Raw genomic sequence first — 22,128 nt, 5'->3', positions numbered from 1 at the left:
ACGCCCTGCGGCATGCCAAGTGCGGATGTTCAGCCAACACAGCAGCCTGCGTGCCGGCCCGGTGCGCTGCGCCTGGCGCGACTACCGTCGCGGCCAGTCCGCCGAAACCCTGGTACGGCCCTGGCTGGCCGCCGAACTGGCGGTCGACCCGGCCCGGATCGACCTCGCCCGCGATGCCCGCGGCCGGCCGCGGCTGACCGTCGCCGGCGATGGCCGCGCCGGCGGCGTCGACGTCAACTGGAGCCACAGCGGCGAGACGCTGCTGGTCGCGCTGGGCGACGGCGTCGACGTCGGCGTCGACGTCGAGTGGCTGCGTCCCAGGCCGCAGGCGATGGCGCTGGCGCGGCGGTTCTTCGCCGCCGACGAGGCCGACGCGCTCGCGCGGCTGGCCCCGGCAGACGCGGAGGGCGCGTTCGTGCGGCTGTGGTGCGCGAAGGAGGCGGTGCTCAAGGCGCACGGCCACGGGCTGTCGTTCGGGCTCGACCGGCTGGTCTTCGCCGCCGACGGTCGGGACTGGACCCTGGTCGCCTGCGACCCCGCGCTCGGCCGTCCGGGCGACTGGCGGCTGCACGCATTCGGGCCGCTGCCCGGCTACCTGGCGACGCTGGCCTGGCGGCCGCGGCTTCTACAATGCTCGCCATGAACGCCCCCCACGATCCCGCGCTGCGCGCCGAACTCGACGCCGGCCTGCGCGCCCTCGCCCTCGATCCGGCGCTGGCCGCGCCGCTGCTCGACTACCTCGCGCTGCTGGCGCGCTGGAACCGCACCTACAACCTCACCGCGATCCGCGATCCGCGCGAGATGGTCGTGCGCCACCTGCTCGATTCGCTGGCGATGGTGCCCCACGTCGCCGGCCTGCCGACGCTCGCCGACCTGGGCACCGGCCCGGGCCTGCCGGGCATCCCGCTGGCGATCGCGTTGCCGGGGCTGCGGGTGACGCTGGTCGAATCGAACGGCAAGAAGGCGCGCTTCCTGCGCGAGGCGGTCCGCCAGCTCGGGCTGGACAACGCCGAGGTCGCCGAATCGCGGATCGAGGCGCTCGCGCGCCCCGGCGCGTTCGCCGCGATCACCGCGCGCGCGCTCGCCACGCTGCCCGACATCCTCGCCGCGGGCGGCCACCTGCCCGCCGCCGACGGCCGGCTGCTGGCGATGAAGGGCGTGCGCCCGGACGAGGAGATCGCCGCGCTGCCGGCCGGCTGGCGGCTCGAGGCCATCCACCCGCTGCGCGTGCCCGGCCTGGACGCCGACCGTCACCTGGTCGTCGTCGCCCGCGCGCCCGCCGCCTGAACCGCGGCGCGCGCCCGGCCCGCCCGATCGTCGGCCCGCCATAGGGCATAATCCCCGTCCGGCCGCCGCCCGCGGCGACCGGCGCCCGTCCCCAACCGCGCCCGGAGCCCATGGCCCGCATCATCGCCATCGCCAACCAGAAAGGCGGCGTCGGAAAGACGACGACGGCGGTCAACCTGGCCGCCTCGCTGGCCCGCACGCCCAAGCGCGTGCTGCTCGTCGACCTCGACTCGCAGGGCAACGCGACGATGGGCTGCGGCATCGACAAGGCGATCGTGCCGGTCTCGACCTGCGACGTGCTGCTGGGCGAGGTCGAGGCGATGGACGCGATCGTGCAGACCGAGGAAGAGGTCGACCTGATCCCCGGCAACACCGATCTCACCGCCGCCGAGGTCGAGCTGATGGACGCCGACGATCGCGAGCAGCGGCTCAAGCGCGCGCTGCAGCCGCTGCGTAGCCGCTACGACTTCATCATCATCGACTGCCCGCCGGCGCTGTCGCTGCTCACGCTCAATGCGCTGACCGCGGCCGACTCGGTGCTGGTGCCGATGCAGTGCGAGTATTACGCGCTCGAGGGGCTGTCGGCGCTGCTGCAGACGATCGACGCCCTCAAGCAGAACCTCAACCCGTCGCTGGAGATCGAGGGCGTGCTGCGGACGATGTTCGACGTGCGCAACAACCTCGCCAACGCGGTCTCGGCGGAGCTGACCAGCCATTTCGGCGACCAGGTCTTCCGCACCATCGTGCCGCGCAACGTGCGCGTGGCCGAGGCGCCCAGCCACGGCCAGAGCATCGTCGGCTACGACAAGGCCTCGCGCGGCGCCATCGCCTACCTGGGCCTGGCCGGCGAGATCCTCCGCCGCGAACGCGAGCGGGCCCAGACGCAGAAGGAATCCCCCGCCATGGACATCCCGGCATGAGCGCGGCCAAGACGCCCGCCAAGAAGCGCGGCCTGGGCCGCGGCCTCGAGGCGCTGCTCGGCCCCAAGGCCGCCGCCGAGGTGCCGAACCTGGAGGCCACCGAGGCCGACACCCTGCGCACGCTGCCGATCGACGCGCTGGCCGCCGGCAAGTACCAGCCGCGCAAGCACTGGGACGCCGACAAGCTGACCGAGCTGGCCGAGTCGATCCGCGCGCAGGGCGTGATCCAGCCGATCGTCGTTCGCCAGTTGCCCGACCGCACGTTCGAGATCATCGCAGGCGAGCGCCGCTGGCGCGCCGCGGGCCAGGCCGGCCTGGCCGAGGTGCCGGTGGTCGTGCGCAACGTCGAGGACCGCACGGTCGTGGCGATGGCGCTGATCGAGAACATCCAGCGCGAGGATCTCAACCCGCTGGAGGAGGCGCAGGCGCTGCAGCGGCTGATCGACGAGTTCGACCTCACGCACGCCCAGGCCGCCGAGGCCGTCGGCCGCTCGCGCGCCGCGGTGTCGAACCTGCTGCGGCTGCTCGAGCTGCCGCCGGCGATCCGCATCCTGGTCGAGTCCAGGCAACTGGAGATGGGCCATGCGCGCGCGCTGCTCACGCTCTCGCCGGAGCTGGCCAGCAAGCTCGCCAGCGACGCGGTCGAGCACGGCTGGTCGGTGCGCGAGGTCGAGCACCGCGCCCAGCAGTTCGCCGCCGGGCGGGTGCCGGGCGGCAACGGCCGCAGCGCCGCACGCGGCAACAAGGTCCGCCCGCAGGCCGACATCGTCTCGCTGGAGAACGAACTGTCCGAGACGCTGGGCACGCGCGTGTCGATCGCCAACGGTCGCGGCAACAAGGGCCGGCTGGTGATCCACTACGGCAACCTCGAGGCGCTCGACGGCGTGCTCGAGCGCCTGCGCGGCCCGCGCGACTGACGCTGGAATTGTGTAACGCCGCGCGTTGCGCCTAGGCTGCGCCGATGCACGCGTTCCCCACCCGTCCCACCTGGTCGCGCCGGCTGCTGCTGGCGCTGCTGATGCTGGGCATGGCGCTGGCGCCGGTGCTGGTGGCGATGGGCAACACCTACGAGCTCGTCCACGGCGAGACCGCCGCGCAGCACGACGCGGCCCATGCGCACGGCGACGACGGCGACCTGCTGCACGCCGTCGCGCACTGCGCCGGCTGCGGCGCGCACACCCCGGGCCTGCCGCCGGCACCGCCGATGCTCGGCACGCTCGCGATCGTGCAGCCCGCGTGCCCCGATCCGGGCGATGCCCCGGCGCGCATGCCCGAACGTCTGTTCCGTCCCCCGATCGTCGCCTGAGCCTCGCTCGCGTCCGCGCGCACGACGCGCCGGGCGGTTGCGGGCGTCCGTGTCCACAGGCCATCGCCCTGCTCGCGCGCGGAATTCCCGCGGCGTGACCGGCGTCGCGTCGCAGGCGCTCCCGGGCCGCTGAGCGCGCGCCTGCCCGAACGGACCGTCCACCTCCGCCGTCGCCCACCTGCGCCGCATCCGCCGGTCGCGCGGGCGGTCGTCCGTGCGCCGCGAACGAGCTGCGTGCACCGCTGCCGGCATTGCCGGCCTTCCGTCACGATCGGAGTCTTCCCATGCTGTTGCGACTGGCGGCCTGCGCCGCCCTCGCCGCCGCGCCGTGCGTTTCGCCGGCGCAGGCGGCACCGCCCGGTGCGCTCGATGCGTCCGTCCCGTCCGCGCCATCCACGGCGCGCCCGTTGACCCTCGACGACGCGTTCGCGCGCGTCGCCCAGGCCCATCCCACGCTGCGGCTGGTGGACGGCCGCCGCCCGGTGCTCGATGCCGAACGCGACGCCGCCACGCTGCGCCCGCCGCTCGAGGCCGGGCTGGAGATCGAGAACCTCGTGCCCGACGCGCCGGGCCGCCGGCTCGAGGCGACGCTGTCGCTGGCCGGCGTGTTCGAGCGCGGCGGCAAGCCCGACGCGCGCCGCGCGCTGGCGCAGACCCGGATCGATGCCTTGGCGCTCGAGCGCGAGGCCGCGCGCGTGGACCTGCTCGCCGAGACCGCACGGCGGTACCTGGACGCGGTGCTCGCCGCGCAGCGTCGACGGCTGGCCGACGACGAGGTCGCCGAACAGATCCGCGTGGTCGCCGCCGCGCGCCGGCGTTTCGAGGCCGGTGCCGCGCCGGAGGCGGCCGCGCTCGCCGCGCAGGCGACGCAGGCCCAGGCCGAACTGCGTCGGGCACGCGCGCAAGCCGAGGGCGCGGCCGCACGCCGCAGCCTGGCGATGCTGTGGGGCGCATCGGACGCCGACGTCGCGGTCGCCGATGCCGATCCGCTGGCGCTGCCGCCGATCGCCGCGTTCGCCGAGTTGCGTGCGTTGCTCGAGCGTACGCCCGAACTGCGTCGCTTCGGCGACCGGCGCCGCGTCGCCGAGGCCCGGCTGCAGCTTGCGCGCAGCGCCCGCACGCCCGACGTCGGCTGGCGACTGGGCGTGCGCCGCGACCAGGACAGCGGCGACGTCTCGCTGCTGGGCGGCGTCACCGTGCCGCTGGGCAGCCGCGGTCGCGCGCAACCGGAGATCCGCGCCGCCGAGGCCGAACTCGCGCTGCTGTCGATCGAGCGCGAGGCCGGCGACCTCGCCTTGCAGGCCACGCTGGCCGAGGCGCACGACCGCTACCTCGTCGAGCGCGCCGAGGTGCAGCGGCTGCAGGACGACGTGCTGCCGCGGTTCGCGCGTGCCGCCGCGCAGACCGAGCGCGCCTGGCGCGCCGGCGCCACGCCCTATCTCGAATGGGCCCAGTTGCTCGAGGCCCGCCGCGAGGCACTGCGCCAGCAGCTCGAGGCCGCCGAACGCGCGCAGCGCGCGCTGATCGAACTCCAGCGCCTGACCGGCGAGCCGCTCGCGCTGCCCGCCACGACCCGAGGACCTGCCCGATGATCCGTCTCTCCCCCGGCGCCGCGACGCTCGCGCTGCTGCTCGCGCTGGCCGGTTGCGGCGCGTCCGCACCTTCCGACGAAGCACCGGCCCGCGCGCACGACGACCACCACGCCGACCCGCACGGCGACGACGAATCACGCGCCGGCGCCACGGTCATTCCCGACGCCGTCGCCCGCGACATCGGCCTGCGCACCGCGCCCGCGGGCCCGGGCACCATCGCCGACCAGCACGAGGTCCAGGGCCTGCTGACGACGCTCGAGAGCGGCAACGCCCGCGTCACCGCGCGCTTTCCCGGGCCGGTCCGCCGCCTGCATGCCGAGCTCGGCGACGTCGTGCGCGCCGGCCAGCCGCTGGCGACGATCGAGAGCAACCTCAGCCTGTCGACCTACGTCGTGACCGCGCCGATCTCGGGCACCGTGCTCGCGCGCGAGGCCGCGGTCGGGCAGGTCGCCGGCGAAGGCGCGGTGCTCTACCAGATCGCCGACCTGTCGACGCTGTGGGTGGACCTGCATGTCTACGGGCGCGACGCCGAGCACCTGGCGCCCGGTTCTCCGGTGACGATCACCCGGCTCGGCGACGGCGCCACTGCCGACACCCGCATCGAGCGCGTGCTGCCGGCCACCGCGACCGCCAGCCAGAGCACCGTCTCGCGCGCGCGCCTGGACAACGCCGACGGCCAGTGGCGGCCCGGCGCCGCGGTGCGCGCACTGGTCACCGTGTCGATGCGCGACGCCGCGCTCGTCGTGCCGCTGGCCGCGCTGCAGCGGATGGACGACGAGAACGTGGTGTTCGTGCGCGAGGGCGAGCGCTACGAGACGCGCGTCGTCGCGCTCGGGCGCCGCGACGCGCACCAGGTCGAGATCCTCGACGGCCTCGCGGCCGGCGACGCGGTCGTGGTCGAACAGAGCTACACGATCAAGGCCGACCTCGAAAAAGCGGGGGCGGCCCATGCGCACTGATCGACCGAACCAACAGAAGGCGTTGGCGGACACCGGGACACAGCCACGCGCCCCGCACGCACGGGAGGCATCGCCATGCTCGCGTCGCTAATCCACCTCGCCATCCGCCACCGCTGGCTGGTGCTGCTGGCCACGCTCGGGCTCGTGGTCGCGGGCGTCTGGAGCTTCTCCCGGCTGCCGATCGACGCCACGCCCGACATCACCAACGTGCAGGTGCAGGTCAACACCGCCGCGCCCGGCTACGCGCCGCTGGAGACCGAGCAGCGCATCACCTTCCCGATCGAGACCGCGCTCGCCGGCCTGCCGCGGCTCGACCATACGCGTTCGCTGTCGGCCTACGGGTTGTCGCAGGTGACCGTGGTGTTCGAGGACGGCACCGACCTGTATTTCGCGCGCCAGCAGGTGGCTGAACGCCTGCAGCAGGTGCGCGGCCAGGTGCCCGAGGGCATCGAGCCCACGCTCGGCCCGGCGGCGACCGGCCTGGGCGAGATCTTCATGTACACCGTCGAAGCCGACCCCGCGGCGCGCAAGGCCGACGGCGGCGCCTATACCGCGACCGACCTGCGCACGCTGCAGGACTGGGTGATCCGTCCGCAGCTGCGCACAGTGCCCGGCGTCACCGAGGTCAACACCGTCGGCGGCTTCGCACGGCAGGTGCACGTCACGCCCGACCCGGCGCGGCTGGTCGCGCTGGACGTGCACTTCGACGACATCGTCGCCGCGATCGAGGCCAACACCCGCAACGTCGGCGCCGGCTACATCGAGCGCAACGGCCAGCAGCTGCTGGTGCGCGTCCCGGGCCAGGCGGCCGACGTCGAGGCGATCGGCAACATCGTGCTCGCCCGGCGCGACGGCGTGCCGGTGCGCGTGCGCGACATCGCCGGCGTCGGCGAGGGCCGCGAACTGCGGACCGGCGCGGCGACCAAGGACGGCGGCGAGGTCGTGCTCGGCACGGTCTTCATGCTGGTCGGCGAGAACAGCCGCGCCGTCGCGCGCGCCGCCGCCGCCCGGCTGGAGACCGCCAACGCCAGCCTGCCCGAGGGCGTGCGCGCGACCGCGGTCTACGACCGCACCGCGCTGGTCGACCGCACCATCCGCACCGTGGCCACGAACCTGGTCGAGGGCGCGCTGCTGGTGGTCGTGGTGCTGTTCCTGCTGCTGGGCAACGCGCGCGCCGCGCTGCTGACCGCACTGGTGATTCCGCTGACGATGCTGTTCACCGTCATCGGCATGCGCCAGGGCGGCGTGTCGGGCAACCTGATGAGCCTGGGCGCGCTGGACTTCGGCCTGATCGTCGACGGCGCGGTGATCATCGTCGAGAACTGCCTGCGCCGCTTCGGCCAGGCGCAGCAGCGGCTGGGCCGCCTGCTCGACGCCGACGAGCGCCATGCGCTGGCGGCCGACGCCACCGCCGAGGTCATCCGTCCGAGCCTGTTCGGCCTGGGCATCATCGCCGCGGTCTACGTGCCGGTGTTCGCGCTCGACGGCGTCGAGGGCAAGATGTTCCACCCGATGGCGCTGACCGTGGTGCTGGCGCTGACCGGCGCGATGCTGCTGTCGCTGACCTTCGTGCCGGCGACGATCGCGCTGCTGCTACGCGGACGCGTGGCCGAACACGAGAACCGCGCGATGCGCGCCGCGCGCCGCGGCTACGCGCCGCTGCTCGACGGCGCGATGCGCCATGGCCGCTGGCTGGTCGCCGGCGCCGCGGTGCTGGTGCTGGGCTGCGGCTGGCTGGCCTCGCGCCTGGGCAGCGAGTTCGTGCCGAGCCTGGACGAGGGCGACATCGCGCTGCACGCGACGCGCATCCCCGGCACCGGCATCGAACAGTCGGTGGCGATGCAGCGCGCGCTCGAGCGGCGCCTGCTGCGGGCGCCGGAAGTCGCGCACGTGTTCTCGCGCATCGGCACCGCCGAGGTCGCCAACGACCCGATGCCGCCGTCGGTCGCCGACACCTTCGTCATCCTGCATCCTCGCCGCGACTGGCCGCAGCCGCGCAAGCCACGCGCCACGCTGGTGGCCGAGATCGAGGCGCTGGCGCAGGCGCTGCCCGGCAGCAACTACGAGTTCACCCAGCCGATCCAGATGCGCTTCAACGAGCTGATCTCCGGCGTGCGCAGCGACGTGGCGGTGCGCATCCAGGGCGACGACCTCGACACGCTGCAGCGGCTGGCCGGCGAGGTCGAGGCCGTGCTGCGCACCGTCGACGGCGCCGCCGACGTGCGCGCCGAGGCCATCGACGGCCTGCCGCTGCTGGAGATCGCGCCCGATCCGCGGGCGATGGCGCGCTACGGCCTCAACCCCGGCGACGTGCAGCGCGTGGTCGCCGCGGCGATCGGCGGCGAGACGGCGGGCCAGTTGTTCGACGGCGACCGGCGCTTCGACATCGTCGTGCGCCTGCCCGAGGACCGGCGCACCGATCCGGCCGCGCTCGCCGACCTGCCGGTCCCGCTGGGCGCGGCGCCCTCGCCCGACGAGGCCGGTCGCGGCGGCGCGTGGCCGTCGGGCGTGCCCCGCACCGTGCCGCTGCGCGAGGTCGCGCACATCGGTACCCGCCTGGCGCCGAACCAGATCGCCCGCGAGAACGGCAAGCGTCGCATCGTCGTCACCGCCAACGTGCGCGGCCGCGACCTCGGCGGCTTCGTCGAGGCGGCGCAGGCGCGGGTGAGCGAACGCGTGCGCCTGCCGACCGGGACCTGGATCGACTACGGGGGCACGTTCGAGCAGCTGATCTCGGCCGGCCAGCGGCTGCGGCTGGTGGTGCCGGCCACGCTCGCGGCAATCCTGGTGTTGCTGTTCCTGGCCTTCGGCTCGTTGCGCGATGCGCTGGTGGTGTTCAGCGGCGTACCGCTGGCGCTGACCGGCGGCGTGCTCGCGCTCGCGCTGCGCGGCATCCCGCTGTCGATCTCGGCCGGCGTCGGCTTCATCGCGCTGTCGGGCGTCGCCGTGCTCAACGGCTTGGTGCTGGTCGGCTTCATCCGCCGGTTGCGCGACGACGGCCTGCCGCTCGCGGTCGCGATCCGCGACGGCGCGCTGACCCGCCTGCGCCCGGTGCTGATGACCGCGCTCGTCGCTTCGTTGGGATTCGTGCCGATGGCGTTCAACGTCGGCGCTGGGGCGGAAGTGCAGCGCCCGCTGGCGACCGTCGTCATCGGCGGCATCGTCTCCTCGACGCTGCTGACGCTGCTCGTGCTGCCGGTGCTCTACCGCTGGGCGCACCGGCGCGCGGCATGAGCGGGCGGCCCGTCACGGCGGCGGCGCAGACGTTGCGCTTCGCGTGGGACGCGACCGCGCTGCCGCTCAGCGTCCGCCGCCTCCGCCGCCGCCCCCGCCGCCGCCCGAGAACCCACCGCCCCCGCCGCCCATCGAGCTGCCCGACGCACTGCCGGGCGGGGATGCCGACGAGGCGATCTGCGACGCGAAGCTGCTGCCGATGGCCCGGCTGAAGCCGGCGACGTCGCCGACGGCCGCCGCGCGGCCGCCGGTCGTCCGGTACCAGGCCATCGCACCGGTGGCCGCGGCGACCGCCGCGCTGCCCACGGCGGCGGTGAACTTCTTCGTCCACGCGTCCTCGACCTCCAGCGCCACCGCATAGGGCAGCAGCGACTCGAACCGTCCGGCATCCAGCGGCGGCGCGCCCGGGTCCGGCGCCTGCAGGCGCTGCAGGTCCTGCCGGTCGGCGACGGTGAGGTAGCGCCGGAAGCCCTCGATGCGATCGCGCATCGCGCGGCCCTGCGGCGTCGGCGCCGGCAGCAGGAACGCGAACACCAGCACCGTCGCGACCATCGCCAGGATCACCGGCACCGCCAGCAGCAGCCCGCTGCCGGTGCTCGCGCCGAACACGATCGCCGCCGCCGAGAAGGCCGCGGCCATCCCGAACAGCGCCGCGGTGCTGCCGACGTTGAGGCGGTGGATGCCGTCCGGGAAGCGCGCACGCACCGCCTGCTCGATGCGCGTCTGGTGGGCGCCGAGGATCGTCTGCATCCGCTCGGCATGCTTGCGGTCGAGCGTCAGCGTGTCGCCATCCTCGAACAGGTCGGCCAGCAGGCTGTCGGTCTCCGGCGACGTCGCGCGCGGGCCCCCGATCGTGCGCTCGACGCGCCACTTGTCGCGTCGCGACTTCGGCTCGCGGTGCAGCGTCACGCCGCCGGCCACCGCCAGCGCCAGCACATCGGCCGAAAACGCGCGCGCGTCGACGTGCCGCTGCTCCAGGTACCGCAGCGTCGCCGGCGACAGCCCGTCCGGCGGGTCGTACGCCACGACCACCGGCCCCGGCTGCGGGTCGCGCCCGACCCGATGCCAGCGCCACAGCCCGAAGGCCAGCATCAGCACCAGCCCGGCCAGCGCGATCAGCCCCGCACGGTTGTCGGCCAGCAGCCACCACAGCCGCTGCGCCCGCGTCGGCTCGGCGAACAGACCCTTGGGGAACGCCAGCACCGTCGTCAGCCCCTCGCCCGGCGCCAGCGGCGCGGTCAGCCGCCAGGCCGCCTCGCCGGGCCGCGATACCGTCGCCACGCAGTCCTGCGCCCGCGCCCCCTGCGGCCCGGTCCAGCACTCGGCCAGCAGGTCGCCCTCGGGCACCGGGGCCGGCAGTCGCAGCACCGTCGTGCCCTGCTCGATCGCGAACGCCCAGCCGGTGCCGATCGCGTTCCAGTACAGCTCGTCGTGCGTGGCGAAGAACCCGAGCTGCCGCGTGACGCGGTAGCGCAGCGTGTACGTGAACGCATCGGGCACCGGCAGCAGGTCGTCGCCGCCGGTGTTGACCCGCACGCCGTTGGACAGCGACTCCACGAAGAACGGCTCCGGGCGTCCGTCGCGCAGCAGCTCGGCCATCTCGAAGTCCACGACGATCCGGTTGCCGTGGCGATCCCGGTAGCGCGTGGGGAAATCGCGATAGATCCCGCGGCGGATGTCGCGGCCCTCGGCGCGCACGCGGATGCGCTCGGTCACCTCCAGGACGCCGTCGGCACCGAGCCGCAGCTCGCTGTCGTAGGCGAGGATGCGTTCCTGCGCCCGCAGCGGCGCGGCGCACAGCAGCATCAACAGCAGGCAGGACAGCAGCAGTCGGATCATCGGCGGATTCCCGGAACGGTGGCGCGTCGCACGAAGGCCCGACGTTGGTGACCGCCGATCCTACGCATCGCAACCGAACTCAAGCTCCATCGCCTGACGCACGAGTCCCGGGATGGCGCGCCAGGACGTCCCCGCATACGTGTCGACACCCTCGCCGCCAAGCTCCTGCGACAGCCAGCGAAGCTCGGCACGCCCCATCCTGACCTTCTCGTCCGCAAGAAGCGTCCGCCTATGGCGCTTCATCAGCATACGAAGCGCCTTGACGGTAACCACGCCGAACCGGCGAAGTTCACCGGGAAGCTCGTCCAACGTATGCCGCCCGTAGTCATTCCGACGATGGAACAGCGGTCGAACGGTTCGCACGATCTTCTCCGCGTCGAGCGCGGCTGCGTCAAGCTTGCTTCGAGCCCCGATGTGTCGCGTCGCCATCCTGCATCCTGAATCATCGCCCGCCGAGCGCCCTGCCTTTCGTACCTTTGGGCACGTCCGAGTGTCCCCATCGCGCGACCAAAGCGCAATCGCGGCGTTCCGCGAGGCCACCACCAGCCGCCCACCGAGCCCCGCGCCGCCCGGCACTGTAAAATCGCCGTCTTTTGCGCGCCCGCCCGTGGATCCCTCGCCCCGCCCCACCCTCCAGGGTCCGACGTTCGTCCGGCTGCTGGCCCGACTGACCGACGCCGAGGCGGCGCGGGCGGAGCTGGTGCCGGCCGACCGGCTGAGCGAGTGGATCGACTGGACGCGTGCGGTGGCGCTGTCGAAGGTGCTCGACGCGCCGGACCCGGCGCCGGCACAGGCCGGCGGTCCGGCCGTGGGCGACCACGCGGCCAGCATCGCGCGGGCCCGTGCGACGCTGGCCGAGGCCATCGCGACCGCGCCCGAGCTGGCGGCGGGGCAGGCCCACACGCCGCCGGGCGACGCCGGGCCGGCAGACAGCCCGGCCGACGCCGCGCCCGATTTCGCGCCGCTGCGCCAACGCTGCCTGACCCTGCAGCGGGCCATGCAGGCCGCGACCGGGCGCCTGCGCGGCGACCTGCGCGAGATGCTGGCGCAGCGCTCGGCGCAGGCGGCGCGGCTGGCCGAGGTGGACGCGGTCATGGAAGGCGCGCTGAGCCCGCGCGAACACGCGCTGCTGGGCGCGGTGCCGACGCTGCTCGAGGCGCATTTCGAGCGGCTGCGCGCAGGCGCGGCCGAGGCCGGCACGCCGGCGTCCAGCATCTGGCTCGATGGTTTTCGCAGGGACATGCAGGGCGTGCTGAACGCCGAGCTGGATGTCCGTTTCCAACCGGTGGACGCGCTGCTCGCCGCGCTTCGCACCCCCTGACGCAGTCACCCCCATGTCCCCACGTCCTCGCGCCATCTCCCTCCTCCCCGCCCTGGCGTTCGCGCTGGGCCTGGTCGCCGTCGCCTGGATCGCGTCGGGCTATGTCGGCACGAATGCGCTCGCGCTTGCGGTGACGCTGCTGATCGGCGTCTGCTACGCGGCCGGCGCGCTGGAACTGCTGCGCTACCGGCGCGCGACCGCGACGCTGGCCGACGCGATCGCCGGGCTGTCGGCCCCGCCACCGTCGCTGGGCGAGTGGCTCGACCGGCTGGACCCGACGTTGCGCGGCGCGGTGCGCCTGCGCATCGAAGGCGAGCGCGCGGCGCTGCCGGTGCCCGCGCTCACGCCGTACCTGGTCGGCATGCTGGTGCTGCTGGGCATGCTGGGCACGTTGCTGGGCATGATGGCGATGCTGCGCGGCACCGGGCTGGCGCTGGAGACCGCGACCGACCTGCAGGCGATCCGCGATTCGCTGGCCGCCCCGGTCAAGGGACTGGGCTTCGCGTTCGGCACGTCGATCGCGGGCATCGCGACCTCGGCGATGCTGGGGTTGGCGTCGGCGCTGGTCCGCCGCGAGCGCGTGGCGGTCGTGCGCGGGCTCGACAGCGCGATCGCGACGACGCTGCGCCCGCACTCCCAGGCGCACCGGCGGGACGAGACGCTGCGCCTGCTGCAGTGCCAGGCCGACGCGATGCCGGCCCTGGTCGACCGGCTGCAGGCGATGATGGCGACGATCGAGCAGCAGGCCTCGACGGCCGGCGAGCACCAGGTCGCGCAGCAGGCCGCGTTCCACGCGCGCACCGAGGCGGTGTACGGACAACTCGCCGCGTCGGTCGAGCGCTCGCTGCAGACCAGCGTGGCGCAGAGTGCCCAGGCCGCGACCGCGGCGTTGCAGCCGGTGTTCGAGACCACGATGGCCGCGCTGGCACGCGAGAACGCGGCGCTGCAGGCACGCGTGGCCGAGGCCGTGGACCGCCAGCTGCAGGCGCTGACGACCGCGTTCGAGGCCTCGACGCAGGCCGTCGCCGGGCGCTGGGACCAGGCATTCGACGCCCAGCACGCCGCCGGCGCGGCGCTGGCCCGCGACCTGCAGGCGGCGCTCGACGGGTTCAACGCGAGCTTCGCGCAGCGCGCCAGTGGGCTGCTGGACGAGGTCGTCGCCCGGCTCGACGCCACCGCCGGGCAGGCCGCGACGTTGCACCAGACCGTCGCCGGCGGCGTGGAGCGGCAGCTGCAGGCGGTGACCGCCGGCGTCGAGGCGTCCACCGCCACCGTGACCGAGCGCTGGCAGCAGGCGCTGGCCGCGCAGCAGGCGGCGCAGGCGGACCTCACGCACGACCTGCGGCAGACGCTGGCCGGCGTCGGCGAGACCTTCGAGCAGCGCACGACGGCGCTGGTCGACGGCGTCGCCACGCGGCTCGACGCGACCACCGGCAAGATCGCGGACGGCTGGCGCGACGCGTTGTCGCAGCAGGTCGAGGCGCACGACGCGCTGGCCGACCGCCACGCGCAGACCCTGGCCGCGGCCGCGGCGACGTTCGAACGGCATTCCGCCTCGCTGCTCGCGCGCGTCGACGCCTCGCATGGCGCGCTGCAGTCCGCGCTCGCCGAGCAGGACCGCACGCGGCTGGCCGCATGGACCGACAGCCTGACTGCGCTCGCCGACGCGCTGCGCGAGGACTGGGCGCAGGCCGGCGCCGAGAACGCGAGCCGCCAGCAGGCGATCTGCGACACGCTGGCGACGACCGCCGACACCATCGCCGCGCAGACCCACACCCATGCCGGCGAGACGATCGCCGAGATCTCGCGACTGATCGACACCGCCTCGCAGGCGCCGCGTGCGGCGGCCGAGGTGATCGCCGAACTGCGCCAGTCGCTGTCCGACAGCATGGTGCGCGATACCGCGATGCTGGAAGAACGCAACCAGATGATGTCGACGCTCGACACGCTGCTCGACGCGGTCAACCACGCCTCGACCGAGCAGCGCGCCGCGATCGACGCGCTCGTGGCGACCTCGGCCGACCTGCTCGAGCGCGTGGGCACCCGCTTCACCGACCACGTCGAGGCCGAGACCGGCAAGCTGGGTACCGTCGCCGACCAGGTGACCGTCGGTGCGGCCGAGGTGGCCAGCCTGGGCGAGGCCTTCGGCGCCGCGGCGCAGGTGTTCGGCGAGTCCAACACCCAGCTCGCCGACCGCCTGGCGCGGATCGAGGACACGCTGGAGAAGGCGCTGGCGCGCAGCGACGAGCAGCTGGCCTACTACGTCGCCCAGGCGCGCGAGGTCGTGGACCTGAGCGTGCTGGCGCAGCGTCAGATCGTCGAGGAACTGCAGCAGCTGGGCGGCCGCCAGGCCGGCGCGGCATGAGCCTGGAGCTGGACGGCGACGAGTCGAGCGCCGCGCCGGTCTGGGCCGCGTTCGGCGACCTGATGTCGGTGCTGCTCGGCGCGTTCGTGCTGATCCTGGTCGGTGTGATCGGCGTGCAGCTGCAGCTGGAGATGAAGCTCGACGCCGAGATCGCGCAGCGCCAGGCCGAGCGACAGCGCCTGCAGACGCTGGAGCAGGCGCTCGCCGCGCCGTTGGCGGCCGGCCGCATCACGCTGGTCGACGGCCGCATCGGCATCCGTGGCAGCGTGCTGTTCGCCGACGCCTCCGACCAGTTGCAGCCCGAGGGCCGCGACCTGCTGCGCAGCCTGGCCGGCCCGCTGTCGGAGTACCTGGCCTCGCGCGACGAGATCCTGATGGTCAGCGGCTTCACCGACGACCGCGCGCTGCGCGACCGCGTGCACTTCGCCGACAACTGGGACCTGTCGGCGCAGCGCGCGCTCACCGTGACCCGCGCGCTGGTCGGCGATGGCGTGCCGGCCGATTCGGTGTTCGCCGCGGCGTTCGGCGCGCAGCAGCCGGTCGCCTCGAACGCCGACGCCGAGGGCCGCGCGCGCAACCGCCGGGTCGAGATGGCACCGGTGCCGCGCACCCCGACCGCGCGCGATGGCCGCTGAGACCGCCGTGCCCGACCCCGCGACCCTGCACGCCCGGCTCGAGGCGTGGCACGCGCAGGGCCTGGACCGGCGGCAGCCGCTGCGCGTGCATGCGGTGGCGGCCATGCTGCGCCGCGCAGACGGACTGCAGGGCGCGCCGCGCGAGGCCCTGCTGCAGCGCGCCGACGCGCTGGCGCAGGCACTGGACGCCGTGTCCGGGACGACCGCCCCGGACACGGCCGCCCGCCCGGCGGCACCGGGGCCGCTGGGCGCGCTGGCGCAGGCGATGCACGCAGGCCACGCGGCGACGCCGTACCCCGAACTGCCCGCGCTCGACGCGTTCCGGCGGCTGTGGTCGGCGGTACGCATCGGCAGCCAGGTGCGGCGCTCGCTGGCGAAGACGTCGGACGACGCCGGTCCGCTGAACTCGTCCCGGCTGGTACACCGCTCGCTGACGCTGATGCGCCAGGTTTCGCCCGAGTACCTGCAGCACTTCCTCGCCTACGTCGACACGCTGTCGGGGCTGGCGCAGTTGCAGGAGGCCGGCGCGCTGCCGGGCCAGGCGGCGCCCGCGCCGGGCGGCAAGCCGCGCGCCCGCGGCAAGCCGCGCCGGCGGCGGGCCGAGGGCGGCTGACACGCTTGCGCCTTGCATCGGCAGGGCCCTTCCGGCAATATGGCCGGCTCGTTGCGTCCGGATCATGGCGACATGGTCCCGACCCGCCCGGGGAAGCGCGGTCTTCCCGGCGGCGGTGCTGCGAGAAGCGTCACTCCCGTACCGCGCGACGGCCTTGCCGTCGGGGCCGCCATCTCCCTGGCCAAGGGCGATACCGTTCGCGGAAATCCTTCCGCAGGCGCCCGACCGCAGGTCGGACGTCCCATTGATCGAGGTGCACCATGTCCCGAGTCTGCCAAGTCACCGGCAAGCGCACGACGACCGGCAACAACGTCTCGCATGCGCTCAACCGTACCCGCCGCCGTTTCCTCCCGAACCTGCACGAGCGCCGGTTCTGGGTCGCCAGCGAAAACCGCTGGGTGAAGCTGCGTGTGTCCACCAAGGCCCTGCGCACCATCGACAAGAACGGTATCGACGCCGTCCTCGCCGAGCTCCGTGCCCGCGGCGAGAAGATCTGAGGAGTAACGCAACATGGCAGGCAAGCGCGACAAGATCCGTCTGATTTCCTCGGCCAACACCGGCCACTTCTACACGACGGACAAGAACAAGAAGAACACCCCCGGCAAGATGGAGATCAAGAAGTACGATCCCGTCGTCCGCAAGCACGTGATCTACAAGGAAGGCAAGATCAAGTGACGTGACGCCGCGTTCGCGCCGCGAACGCCATGGCCGTCGCATCGCTCCGGAAAGCCCGCCGCAAGGCGGGCTTTTCGCATTTCCGTGGCCGCATCGCATGCGCGGCCGCGGAAAAATCCGCCCCCGGGCATCACAGATGTTCGAACGGCCGCCCGCTCGCCTCGCATCCGTCGCACCCGGCGCGCGCGCCCGGATCCTGGTGCGTCGTGCCCGCGTCCGCGTCGCCACCACGCCGGCCCCCGCACAATCGCACGATGGACTGGCATGCCCTGAACCTCGGACTGGCGATCCTGGTCGCCGACTGGACGATCCGGATCGTCGCGCTGCTGTGGATCCCCGCGCGCACGCGCCCGGCGGCGGCGCGCAGCTGGCTGCTGCTGATCGGCTTCGTGCCGCTGGCCGGGCTGCCGCTGTACCTGCTGTTCGGCCATCCCTGGCTCTCGCGCGACCGCATCGCGCGGCAGCGGCAGGCCTCGCAGGTGATCCGCGAGGAGCAGCTGCCGCTGGCCGACCTGCGCTGGACGCCGCCCGAGACCGGCGCCCCGGCCGAGATGGCGCCGCTGCTCGAACGGCTGGGCGACTTCATGCCCACCCACGGCAATGCGGTGCAGCTGATCGACGACTACGACGGGGCGCTGCACGCCCTCCTGGCCGACATCGACGGCGCGCGTACGCGCGTGCACCTGCTCTACTACCTGATGTTCGACGATGGCGCCGGCGAGGCGGTGACCGCGGCGCTCGAACGCGCGGCCGCGCGCGGCGTGACCTGCCGGTTGCTGCTCGATGCGGTTGGCGCCAAGCGCGGCCTGCGCCGCTACGCGCGCCGGCTGCTCGCGGCCGGGGTACAGGTCCACGCGATGCTGCCCGGCGGGCTGCAGTGGCGGCGCAGCGGGCGCATGGACCTGCGCAACCACCGCAAGGTCGCGGTGATCGACGACACCGCGGCCTACGTCGGCTCGCAGAACCTGGCCGACGCGGACTTCATCGTCGGCGCCCCCAATCGCGAGCTGGTCGCGCGGGTGCAGGGCCCGGCGCTCGCGCACCTGGAAGCGGTGTTCGCCAGCGACTGGTTCATCGAAACCGGGGAACGGCTGGCGGTCGCGCCCACCACCGCGCTGCCCGATGCCGACGTGGCCGCGCAGCTGCTGCCCAGCGGGCCGGCCTACCCGTTCGAAAACGCGCGCGACACCGTCAACGCGCTGATCCATCTTGCACGTCGCCGGCTGGTGCTGGCCACGCCCTACTTCGTGCCCGACGACGCCACGCTCAGCGCGCTGCGCATCGCCGCACTGTCGGGCGTGGAGGTCCAGCTGATCCTGTCGGCCAGCAACAACCAGCGGCTGACCGCGTGGGCGCAGGCGTCCTACTACGGCGAGCTGCTGGAGAGCGGCATCCGGATCGCGCTGTACCGGCCGCATTTCCTGCACGCCAAGCACATGAGCATCGACGACGACATGGCGCTGGTCGGCTCGATCAATCTCGACATCCGCTCGTTCGCGCTCAATGCCGAGATCGGCCTGCTGGTCTACGACCGCGACGTGGTCGCGCGCATGCGCGCGATCGAGGCCGGCTACCTCGCCGACTCGACGCCGGTGACGCTCGAGGACTGGCGCCGGCGTCCGGCTTGGCGCCGCAGCCTGGAAGGCATCGCCCGCCTGGCCGACTCGTTCCTCTGACGTGGCGGGGCGCGTCGCGGCGCTAGAACCCGCCGCCGGCGTCGAGCCAGGCCTGCTCCTCGGGCGTGTTCGCGCGGCCCAGTACGCGGTTGCGATGCGGGAAGCGCCCGAAGCGCGCGATGACGTCCAGGTGGGCCTGCGCGTAGTCGCGGTAGGCGGCGATGCCGACATCGGCGAACAATCGCACCGAGCGCTGCTGGTCGGCGAGATTCTCCGAATGCTCGAACGGCAGGTAGACGAAGCCGCGCAGCGCATCGTCGAGTCCGCGGTCGAGACCGGCGTCGACCAGCGCGTGCGCGTGGTGCCGAGCCAGCGGATCGGTCGCGAAGGCGTGCGCGCTGCCGCGGAAGATGTTGCGGGGGATCTGGTCGAGCAGGATCAGCAGCGCGAGCCCGCCTTCGGCGGTGGCCGCCCAGCCGTCGAACTCGCGGCGGGCGGCAGCGAAGTGGGCCTCGCGGAAGCGGCGGTCGCATTCGCGATCGAACGCCTCGCCACCGCCGAACCACTTCGCCATGCCGGCCTCGCGCCAGAAGCCGGCCACCGTCTCGGGACGCATCGTATCCATGGGACGAGCCTAGCTCCGATGGGCGTGAAAGGAAGCGACACGCTGCCAACATCACGGACGCCGACCTATACTGCCGCCCTCTCCCATCGATGGATACCGCCATGCGCCGCATGTTCCGCCTGTTGCCCGCGCTTCTCGTCCTGTCCGCGGCCTTCCTGCTGGCGGCCTGCCAGCGTGGCGAGGCCGACCTGGCCCTGCTGCAGGCACCGGAGGTCGGCGACCTGTACGCCGCCGAGCTCAGCGCCTTCTCCGACTACGAGTTCACCGACGACAAGCAGGTCGCGATCGATCCGGCCTACGGCCTGATGAAGGTGGTCGCGGTCGAGGGCGACGGCGTCGTCGTCGTGACCGAGAACGCCGCGCTGGGCACCCGCGACCGCGCCCGCTCGGACATCAAGGACACCTCGGACATCGCGTTCGACGACAGCGAGCGCATCTCGATCTCCAAGGCCGACCTGGCCAAGGCCTACGAGGACGACCTGATCTACGTCGTGCGCCGTCCCACCGCGGATTGAGCGACACACAACGCGAGACGAAGAAGCCCGGCCTATGCCGGGCTTTTTTTGTAGTTCGTGTTGCAAGTGCGGGAATGGGAGTTCTACTTCGGATGGGAGCGGCCTGCCAGCCGGAAGCCGCTTTCCCCTCGGCAAGGCATCCTGCCTTGACTCGGGCGCGGGCCATCCACGGCGCGCTCGACGCGGCCACCGTCCGTCAGTCCGCTGCTATGAATGCTTGCAACCCGACTTCGGGTGGACATGAAGTCGCCCGCCGGAAGAAGTCGCGCACTGTCGGCCTCAGTGCGTCGTGCTGGTCGGGGATTGCGGTAGCGGGCCAGGGATGGCCCGCGGCGGCGAGTCAGCCAGGGATGGCTGACCGAGCCGGGGAGCAGTCCCCGGCCGGCGCGACGCGCGCTCCGAAGAGGAGCCCCTGATCGAGCGAGCAGAAGCAAGGTTCCCTGACTTCGGAGGAGAACCTTTCTTTCTGGACCCCGGCCTGCGCGGTGGACGCGCGTCAGCGCTACTACCGCGCGAGTGCGAGCAGTTCGGTGCCGATCGCGACGTAGGTGATCGCCGCACCGTCCCAGTGGTAGTGCAGGTGCGGGCCTTGGCGTGCGGGTGCGACCAGGTCGGGATGGAACACCGCGACGCACTGCCCGCCCGGCCGCCGCACGCTGTCGTAGACGATGCCCTCGCTGCCCGCCGCGCGCAGCGCCACGGCCGTGCGCTGGCTGGCCGCGTAGTCGTCCGGATCGTGCAGCGCCGGCCAGCCGCCGCGGATGTCGTGGAAGTCGCCCGCGACGTCCGCCAGGTAGCTGCGCAGCTGCAGGACGCACGCCGGTTCCCGGGTGTGCCGCAGGAAACGGGTGCGGTGGTAGACGGTCTCGGCAATCGCGGTGTCGCGCTCGCGGGCCGCGTAGTAGACCCCGTAGTGGCCATCGGCAAAGCGCGAGCCGTCACGGTTGGGATGGGTGAACGCGGCCATGATCGCGGTCGTGCCGGGCCCGGCGATGCGACGCGTCCGCGGCACCAGCTGGATCTGGCCCAGTTCCTGGCGCAACCGCGGGTTGGTCATGCCCTCGAGCTCGAACAGCGCATCGAGGTCCTCCGGGTCGGCGATCGCGTCGAAGACGCCGACCGGCGGGAACCGGCTGGACACGATGCGATGGCTCGGCCGCCACGCCACGCGACGGACCGGCGGCGTCATGTCAGTTCCAACCGCGCTGGGCATCGAGATATTCGCGGACAACGTACAGATCGGCGACGTGGCCGCCGAGCATCCGCTCCAGTGCGGGCGCGCCCCCGAACGGCGGCGCGGTGTTGGGCCGGCGCACCCAGGCATCGGCCTGCGCATCATCGGGAAACAGGATGTGCAGCGCCTTGTAGATGCCGAGCAGGTAGCTGATGCGCTCGAGCACGTCGCCGGTGACCGCGCCGGCGCGGTCGCGCTTCCAGCGGAAATACGTGGACCGTCCGGGATTGCCGAGCAACCGCCGCTCCTGGTCGGCCGTCAGCTGCCAGCGCTCGGCGATGTTGAAGAACGCCTTGAGCGCAGGGCCGGCCAGGTCTCGGCGGGTCGGGGGAACGATCGGCGCTTCGGTGACATGCATCGCGGACCTCCAGTCCAGGAAAGGACTTTGACTCCTTTATAGTCCCGATCGGGACTCGGTGCAATGCATTAGGCGCCGACGTTCAGGTGGGCAGGATGCGCCGTGTCACCCCTCCAGCGGTGTCAGCAGCCGGAAGCGCGTCTGTGCGGGGTGGACGCCGCCGGCCATCAGCGTGTCGGGGCTGAAGCTTGGCGGATCGGGCTGCGCCCAGGCGGGCTTGCTGCGCGGCCCCGGGTGGTAGCCGGTCCATTGGCCGTAACGCTCGCGTTCGCCGAACGAGAAATCGATCGGCACACGCACGATCCAGTAACCGCTATCGGGCACCGTGCCGTCGGCAGGCGGTTCGAAGCGCCAACCCTTGGCGACGCCGAGCGAGGCGTTGGTCAACGCCTCGCGGATCGATGCCATCTGCCGGGCGCTGCCCAGCGCGGTCAGGTTGACCTGCTCGGCCACGGCATCGCGCACGCTGCCATCTGGCGCCACTTGCACCAGCAGATAGACCGTGCCCTTGCCCCCGATTGCAGCGACATTCGACGGGTAGCGGGGCGGTCGCAGCTTGGTGGACCGCACGCGGCCAGGGTCGTTGGTGGACGTCTCGTCGCCGAAGTGCGCACTGCGGATCGCAATCGTCATCTGGCCCTCGCCCGCGGGAGTCGCGACCAGGCGCAGGCTCATCTTCGCGCGCGCCAGCGCGGGCGCGCCGTCGACGAGCAACGGTTCGAACCGCATCTCCGGCACGAAACGCCGCACCAGGCTCACCACCTGCGGCGGCAGCTTGTCTTCCTGGTCGATCGCATGGGCCGACACCCGACCGTCGCGCTCGATGTCGACGGTGCCGGTGACCAGCATGCTGGCCTCGACCTCGCTGCGCATCTGGCGCGCGGTCTGTGCGAACGCGGGCGGAACACAAAGCGCCAGCAGCGCGAGAAGGACGACGAAACGCCTGCGAACCATGGTTGCATCCTGCATCGGTGGAACGCGCATCGTGCCGCCCGTCCGCGGCGGGCGCAAGCCGGTGTCGCCCGGCGACGCGC

22 protein-coding genes are annotated in these 22,128 nt (G+C 73.1%); 16 read left to right on the top strand and 6 right to left on the bottom strand.

Features of this window, described 5'->3' with window-relative positions; all coding sequences use genetic code 11:
- Positions 1 to 25 precede the first annotated feature (25 nt).
- From WQ56_RS13590 to WQ56_RS13555, 8 genes are all read left to right on the top strand, one after another.
- Positions 26 to 643 (top strand): 4'-phosphopantetheinyl transferase superfamily protein, encoded by a 618-nt coding sequence (locus tag WQ56_RS13590; RefSeq protein ID WP_047137673.1) that lies wholly within the window; start codon positions 26 to 28, stop codon positions 641 to 643.
- Positions 640 to 1,287 carry a 16S rRNA (guanine(527)-N(7))-methyltransferase RsmG gene (gene rsmG / locus WQ56_RS13585; protein ID WP_047137672.1) on the top strand — a complete coding sequence of 216 codons (648 nt, stop codon included), beginning with the start codon at positions 640 to 642 and terminating at the stop codon, positions 1,285 to 1,287. The genes WQ56_RS13590 and rsmG overlap by 4 nt, the downstream gene beginning before the upstream one ends.
- Before the next feature lie 110 nt (positions 1,288 to 1,397).
- Positions 1,398 to 2,207, top strand: a complete 810-nt coding sequence (locus tag WQ56_RS13580; protein WP_047137671.1) for an AAA family ATPase — start codon at positions 1,398 to 1,400, stop codon at positions 2,205 to 2,207.
- Positions 2,204 to 3,124: a ParB/RepB/Spo0J family partition protein gene (locus WQ56_RS13575; RefSeq protein WP_047137670.1), complete on the top strand. Its 921-nt coding sequence runs from the start codon at positions 2,204 to 2,206 to the stop codon at positions 3,122 to 3,124. The genes WQ56_RS13580 and WQ56_RS13575 overlap by 4 nt, the downstream gene beginning before the upstream one ends.
- A 44-nt stretch (positions 3,125 to 3,168) precedes the next feature.
- Entirely contained in the window at positions 3,169 to 3,513 is a 345-nt protein-coding gene (locus tag WQ56_RS13570) for a hypothetical protein (RefSeq protein WP_047137669.1), read from the top strand.
- Positions 3,514 to 3,797: 284 nt separating this feature from the next.
- The gene (locus tag WQ56_RS13565; protein WP_047137668.1) at positions 3,798 to 5,105 is read left to right on the top strand and encodes a TolC family protein; all 1,308 of its coding nucleotides are present in this window, start codon (positions 3,798 to 3,800) and stop codon (positions 5,103 to 5,105) included.
- On the top strand, positions 5,102 to 6,064 hold the full coding sequence (locus WQ56_RS13560; protein WP_052773012.1) for an efflux RND transporter periplasmic adaptor subunit: 963 nt from the start codon (positions 5,102 to 5,104) through the stop codon (positions 6,062 to 6,064). The genes WQ56_RS13565 and WQ56_RS13560 overlap by 4 nt, the downstream gene beginning before the upstream one ends.
- Positions 6,065 to 6,139: 75 nt before the next feature.
- The gene (locus WQ56_RS13555) at positions 6,140 to 9,298 is read left to right on the top strand and encodes a CusA/CzcA family heavy metal efflux RND transporter (RefSeq protein ID WP_047137667.1); all 3,159 of its coding nucleotides are present in this window, start codon (positions 6,140 to 6,142) and stop codon (positions 9,296 to 9,298) included.
- Positions 9,299 to 9,364: 66 nt separating this feature from the next.
- On the opposite strand, the gene WQ56_RS13550 is transcribed toward WQ56_RS13555, so the two are convergent.
- On the bottom strand, positions 9,365 to 11,137 hold the full coding sequence (locus WQ56_RS13550) for a DUF2207 domain-containing protein (protein ID WP_047137666.1): 1,773 nt from the start codon (positions 11,135 to 11,137) through the stop codon (positions 9,365 to 9,367).
- A gap of 60 nt (positions 11,138 to 11,197) precedes the next feature.
- Complete coding sequence (locus WQ56_RS13545) at positions 11,198 to 11,566, bottom strand: hypothetical protein (RefSeq protein WP_047137665.1); 369 nt, start codon at positions 11,564 to 11,566, stop codon at positions 11,198 to 11,200.
- 178 nt (positions 11,567 to 11,744) lie between these two features.
- Between WQ56_RS13545 and WQ56_RS13540 the strand changes: the two genes are divergently transcribed.
- The 7 genes from WQ56_RS13540 to cls all read left to right on the top strand — a co-directional run bounded on the left by WQ56_RS13540 (position 11,745) and on the right by cls (position 18,422).
- Positions 11,745 to 12,458: a DUF3348 domain-containing protein gene (locus WQ56_RS13540; protein ID WP_047137664.1), complete on the top strand. Its 714-nt coding sequence runs from the start codon at positions 11,745 to 11,747 to the stop codon at positions 12,456 to 12,458.
- A 13-nt stretch (positions 12,459 to 12,471) separates the two neighbouring features.
- Entirely contained in the window at positions 12,472 to 14,823 is a 2,352-nt protein-coding gene (locus WQ56_RS13535) for a DUF802 domain-containing protein (RefSeq protein WP_047137663.1), read from the top strand.
- Positions 14,820 to 15,458, top strand: coding sequence for an OmpA family protein (locus WQ56_RS13530; protein ID WP_047137662.1), 639 nt, complete (start codon positions 14,820 to 14,822; stop codon positions 15,456 to 15,458). The genes WQ56_RS13535 and WQ56_RS13530 overlap by 4 nt, the downstream gene beginning before the upstream one ends.
- Entirely contained in the window at positions 15,448 to 16,071 is a 624-nt protein-coding gene (locus WQ56_RS13525) for a DUF2894 domain-containing protein (protein ID WP_047137661.1), read from the top strand. The genes WQ56_RS13530 and WQ56_RS13525 overlap by 11 nt, the downstream gene beginning before the upstream one ends.
- Before the next feature lie 260 nt (positions 16,072 to 16,331).
- Positions 16,332 to 16,568, top strand: a complete 237-nt coding sequence (gene rpmB, locus WQ56_RS13520) for a 50S ribosomal protein L28 (RefSeq protein WP_047137660.1) — start codon at positions 16,332 to 16,334, stop codon at positions 16,566 to 16,568.
- A gap of 13 nt (positions 16,569 to 16,581) precedes the next feature.
- Positions 16,582 to 16,746, top strand: coding sequence for a 50S ribosomal protein L33 (gene rpmG, locus WQ56_RS13515; protein WP_047137659.1), 165 nt, complete (start codon positions 16,582 to 16,584; stop codon positions 16,744 to 16,746).
- Positions 16,747 to 17,000: 254 nt separating this feature from the next.
- Positions 17,001 to 18,422 carry a cardiolipin synthase gene (gene cls / locus WQ56_RS13510; RefSeq protein ID WP_047137658.1) on the top strand — a complete coding sequence of 474 codons (1,422 nt, stop codon included), beginning with the start codon at positions 17,001 to 17,003 and terminating at the stop codon, positions 18,420 to 18,422.
- A 22-nt stretch (positions 18,423 to 18,444) separates the two neighbouring features.
- Here the strand turns inward: cls and WQ56_RS13505 are convergent, their stop codons facing one another.
- Positions 18,445 to 18,987, bottom strand: a complete 543-nt coding sequence (locus tag WQ56_RS13505) for a DUF924 family protein (protein ID WP_231583421.1) — start codon at positions 18,985 to 18,987, stop codon at positions 18,445 to 18,447.
- Positions 18,988 to 19,088: 101 nt separating this feature from the next.
- Here WQ56_RS13505 and WQ56_RS13500 point away from each other — a divergent pair, with 101 nt between their 5' ends.
- The gene (locus WQ56_RS13500) at positions 19,089 to 19,502 is read left to right on the top strand and encodes a hypothetical protein (RefSeq protein WP_156170545.1); all 414 of its coding nucleotides are present in this window, start codon (positions 19,089 to 19,091) and stop codon (positions 19,500 to 19,502) included.
- A gap of 505 nt (positions 19,503 to 20,007) precedes the next feature.
- Here WQ56_RS13500 and WQ56_RS13495 read toward each other — a convergent pair.
- From WQ56_RS13495 to WQ56_RS13485, 3 genes are all read right to left on the bottom strand, one after another.
- The gene (locus tag WQ56_RS13495; protein WP_231583420.1) at positions 20,008 to 20,691 is read right to left on the bottom strand and encodes an RES family NAD+ phosphorylase; all 684 of its coding nucleotides are present in this window, start codon (positions 20,689 to 20,691) and stop codon (positions 20,008 to 20,010) included.
- A 1-nt stretch (position 20,692) separates the two neighbouring features.
- On the bottom strand, positions 20,693 to 21,094 hold the full coding sequence (locus tag WQ56_RS13490) for an MbcA/ParS/Xre antitoxin family protein (protein ID WP_047137655.1): 402 nt from the start codon (positions 21,092 to 21,094) through the stop codon (positions 20,693 to 20,695).
- Between the two features lie 105 nt (positions 21,095 to 21,199).
- Positions 21,200 to 22,048, bottom strand: a complete 849-nt coding sequence (locus WQ56_RS13485) for a protein tonB (protein WP_156170544.1) — start codon at positions 22,046 to 22,048, stop codon at positions 21,200 to 21,202.
- Positions 22,049 to 22,128: the final 80 nt, after the last annotated feature.

This window comes from Luteimonas sp. FCS-9 (assembly GCF_001014645.1).
Classification (GTDB): domain Bacteria; phylum Pseudomonadota; class Gammaproteobacteria; order Xanthomonadales; family Xanthomonadaceae; genus Luteimonas.
Note: the sequence above shows the minus strand (reverse complement) of the source record. Positions and strands in the feature narration are given on the sequence as shown.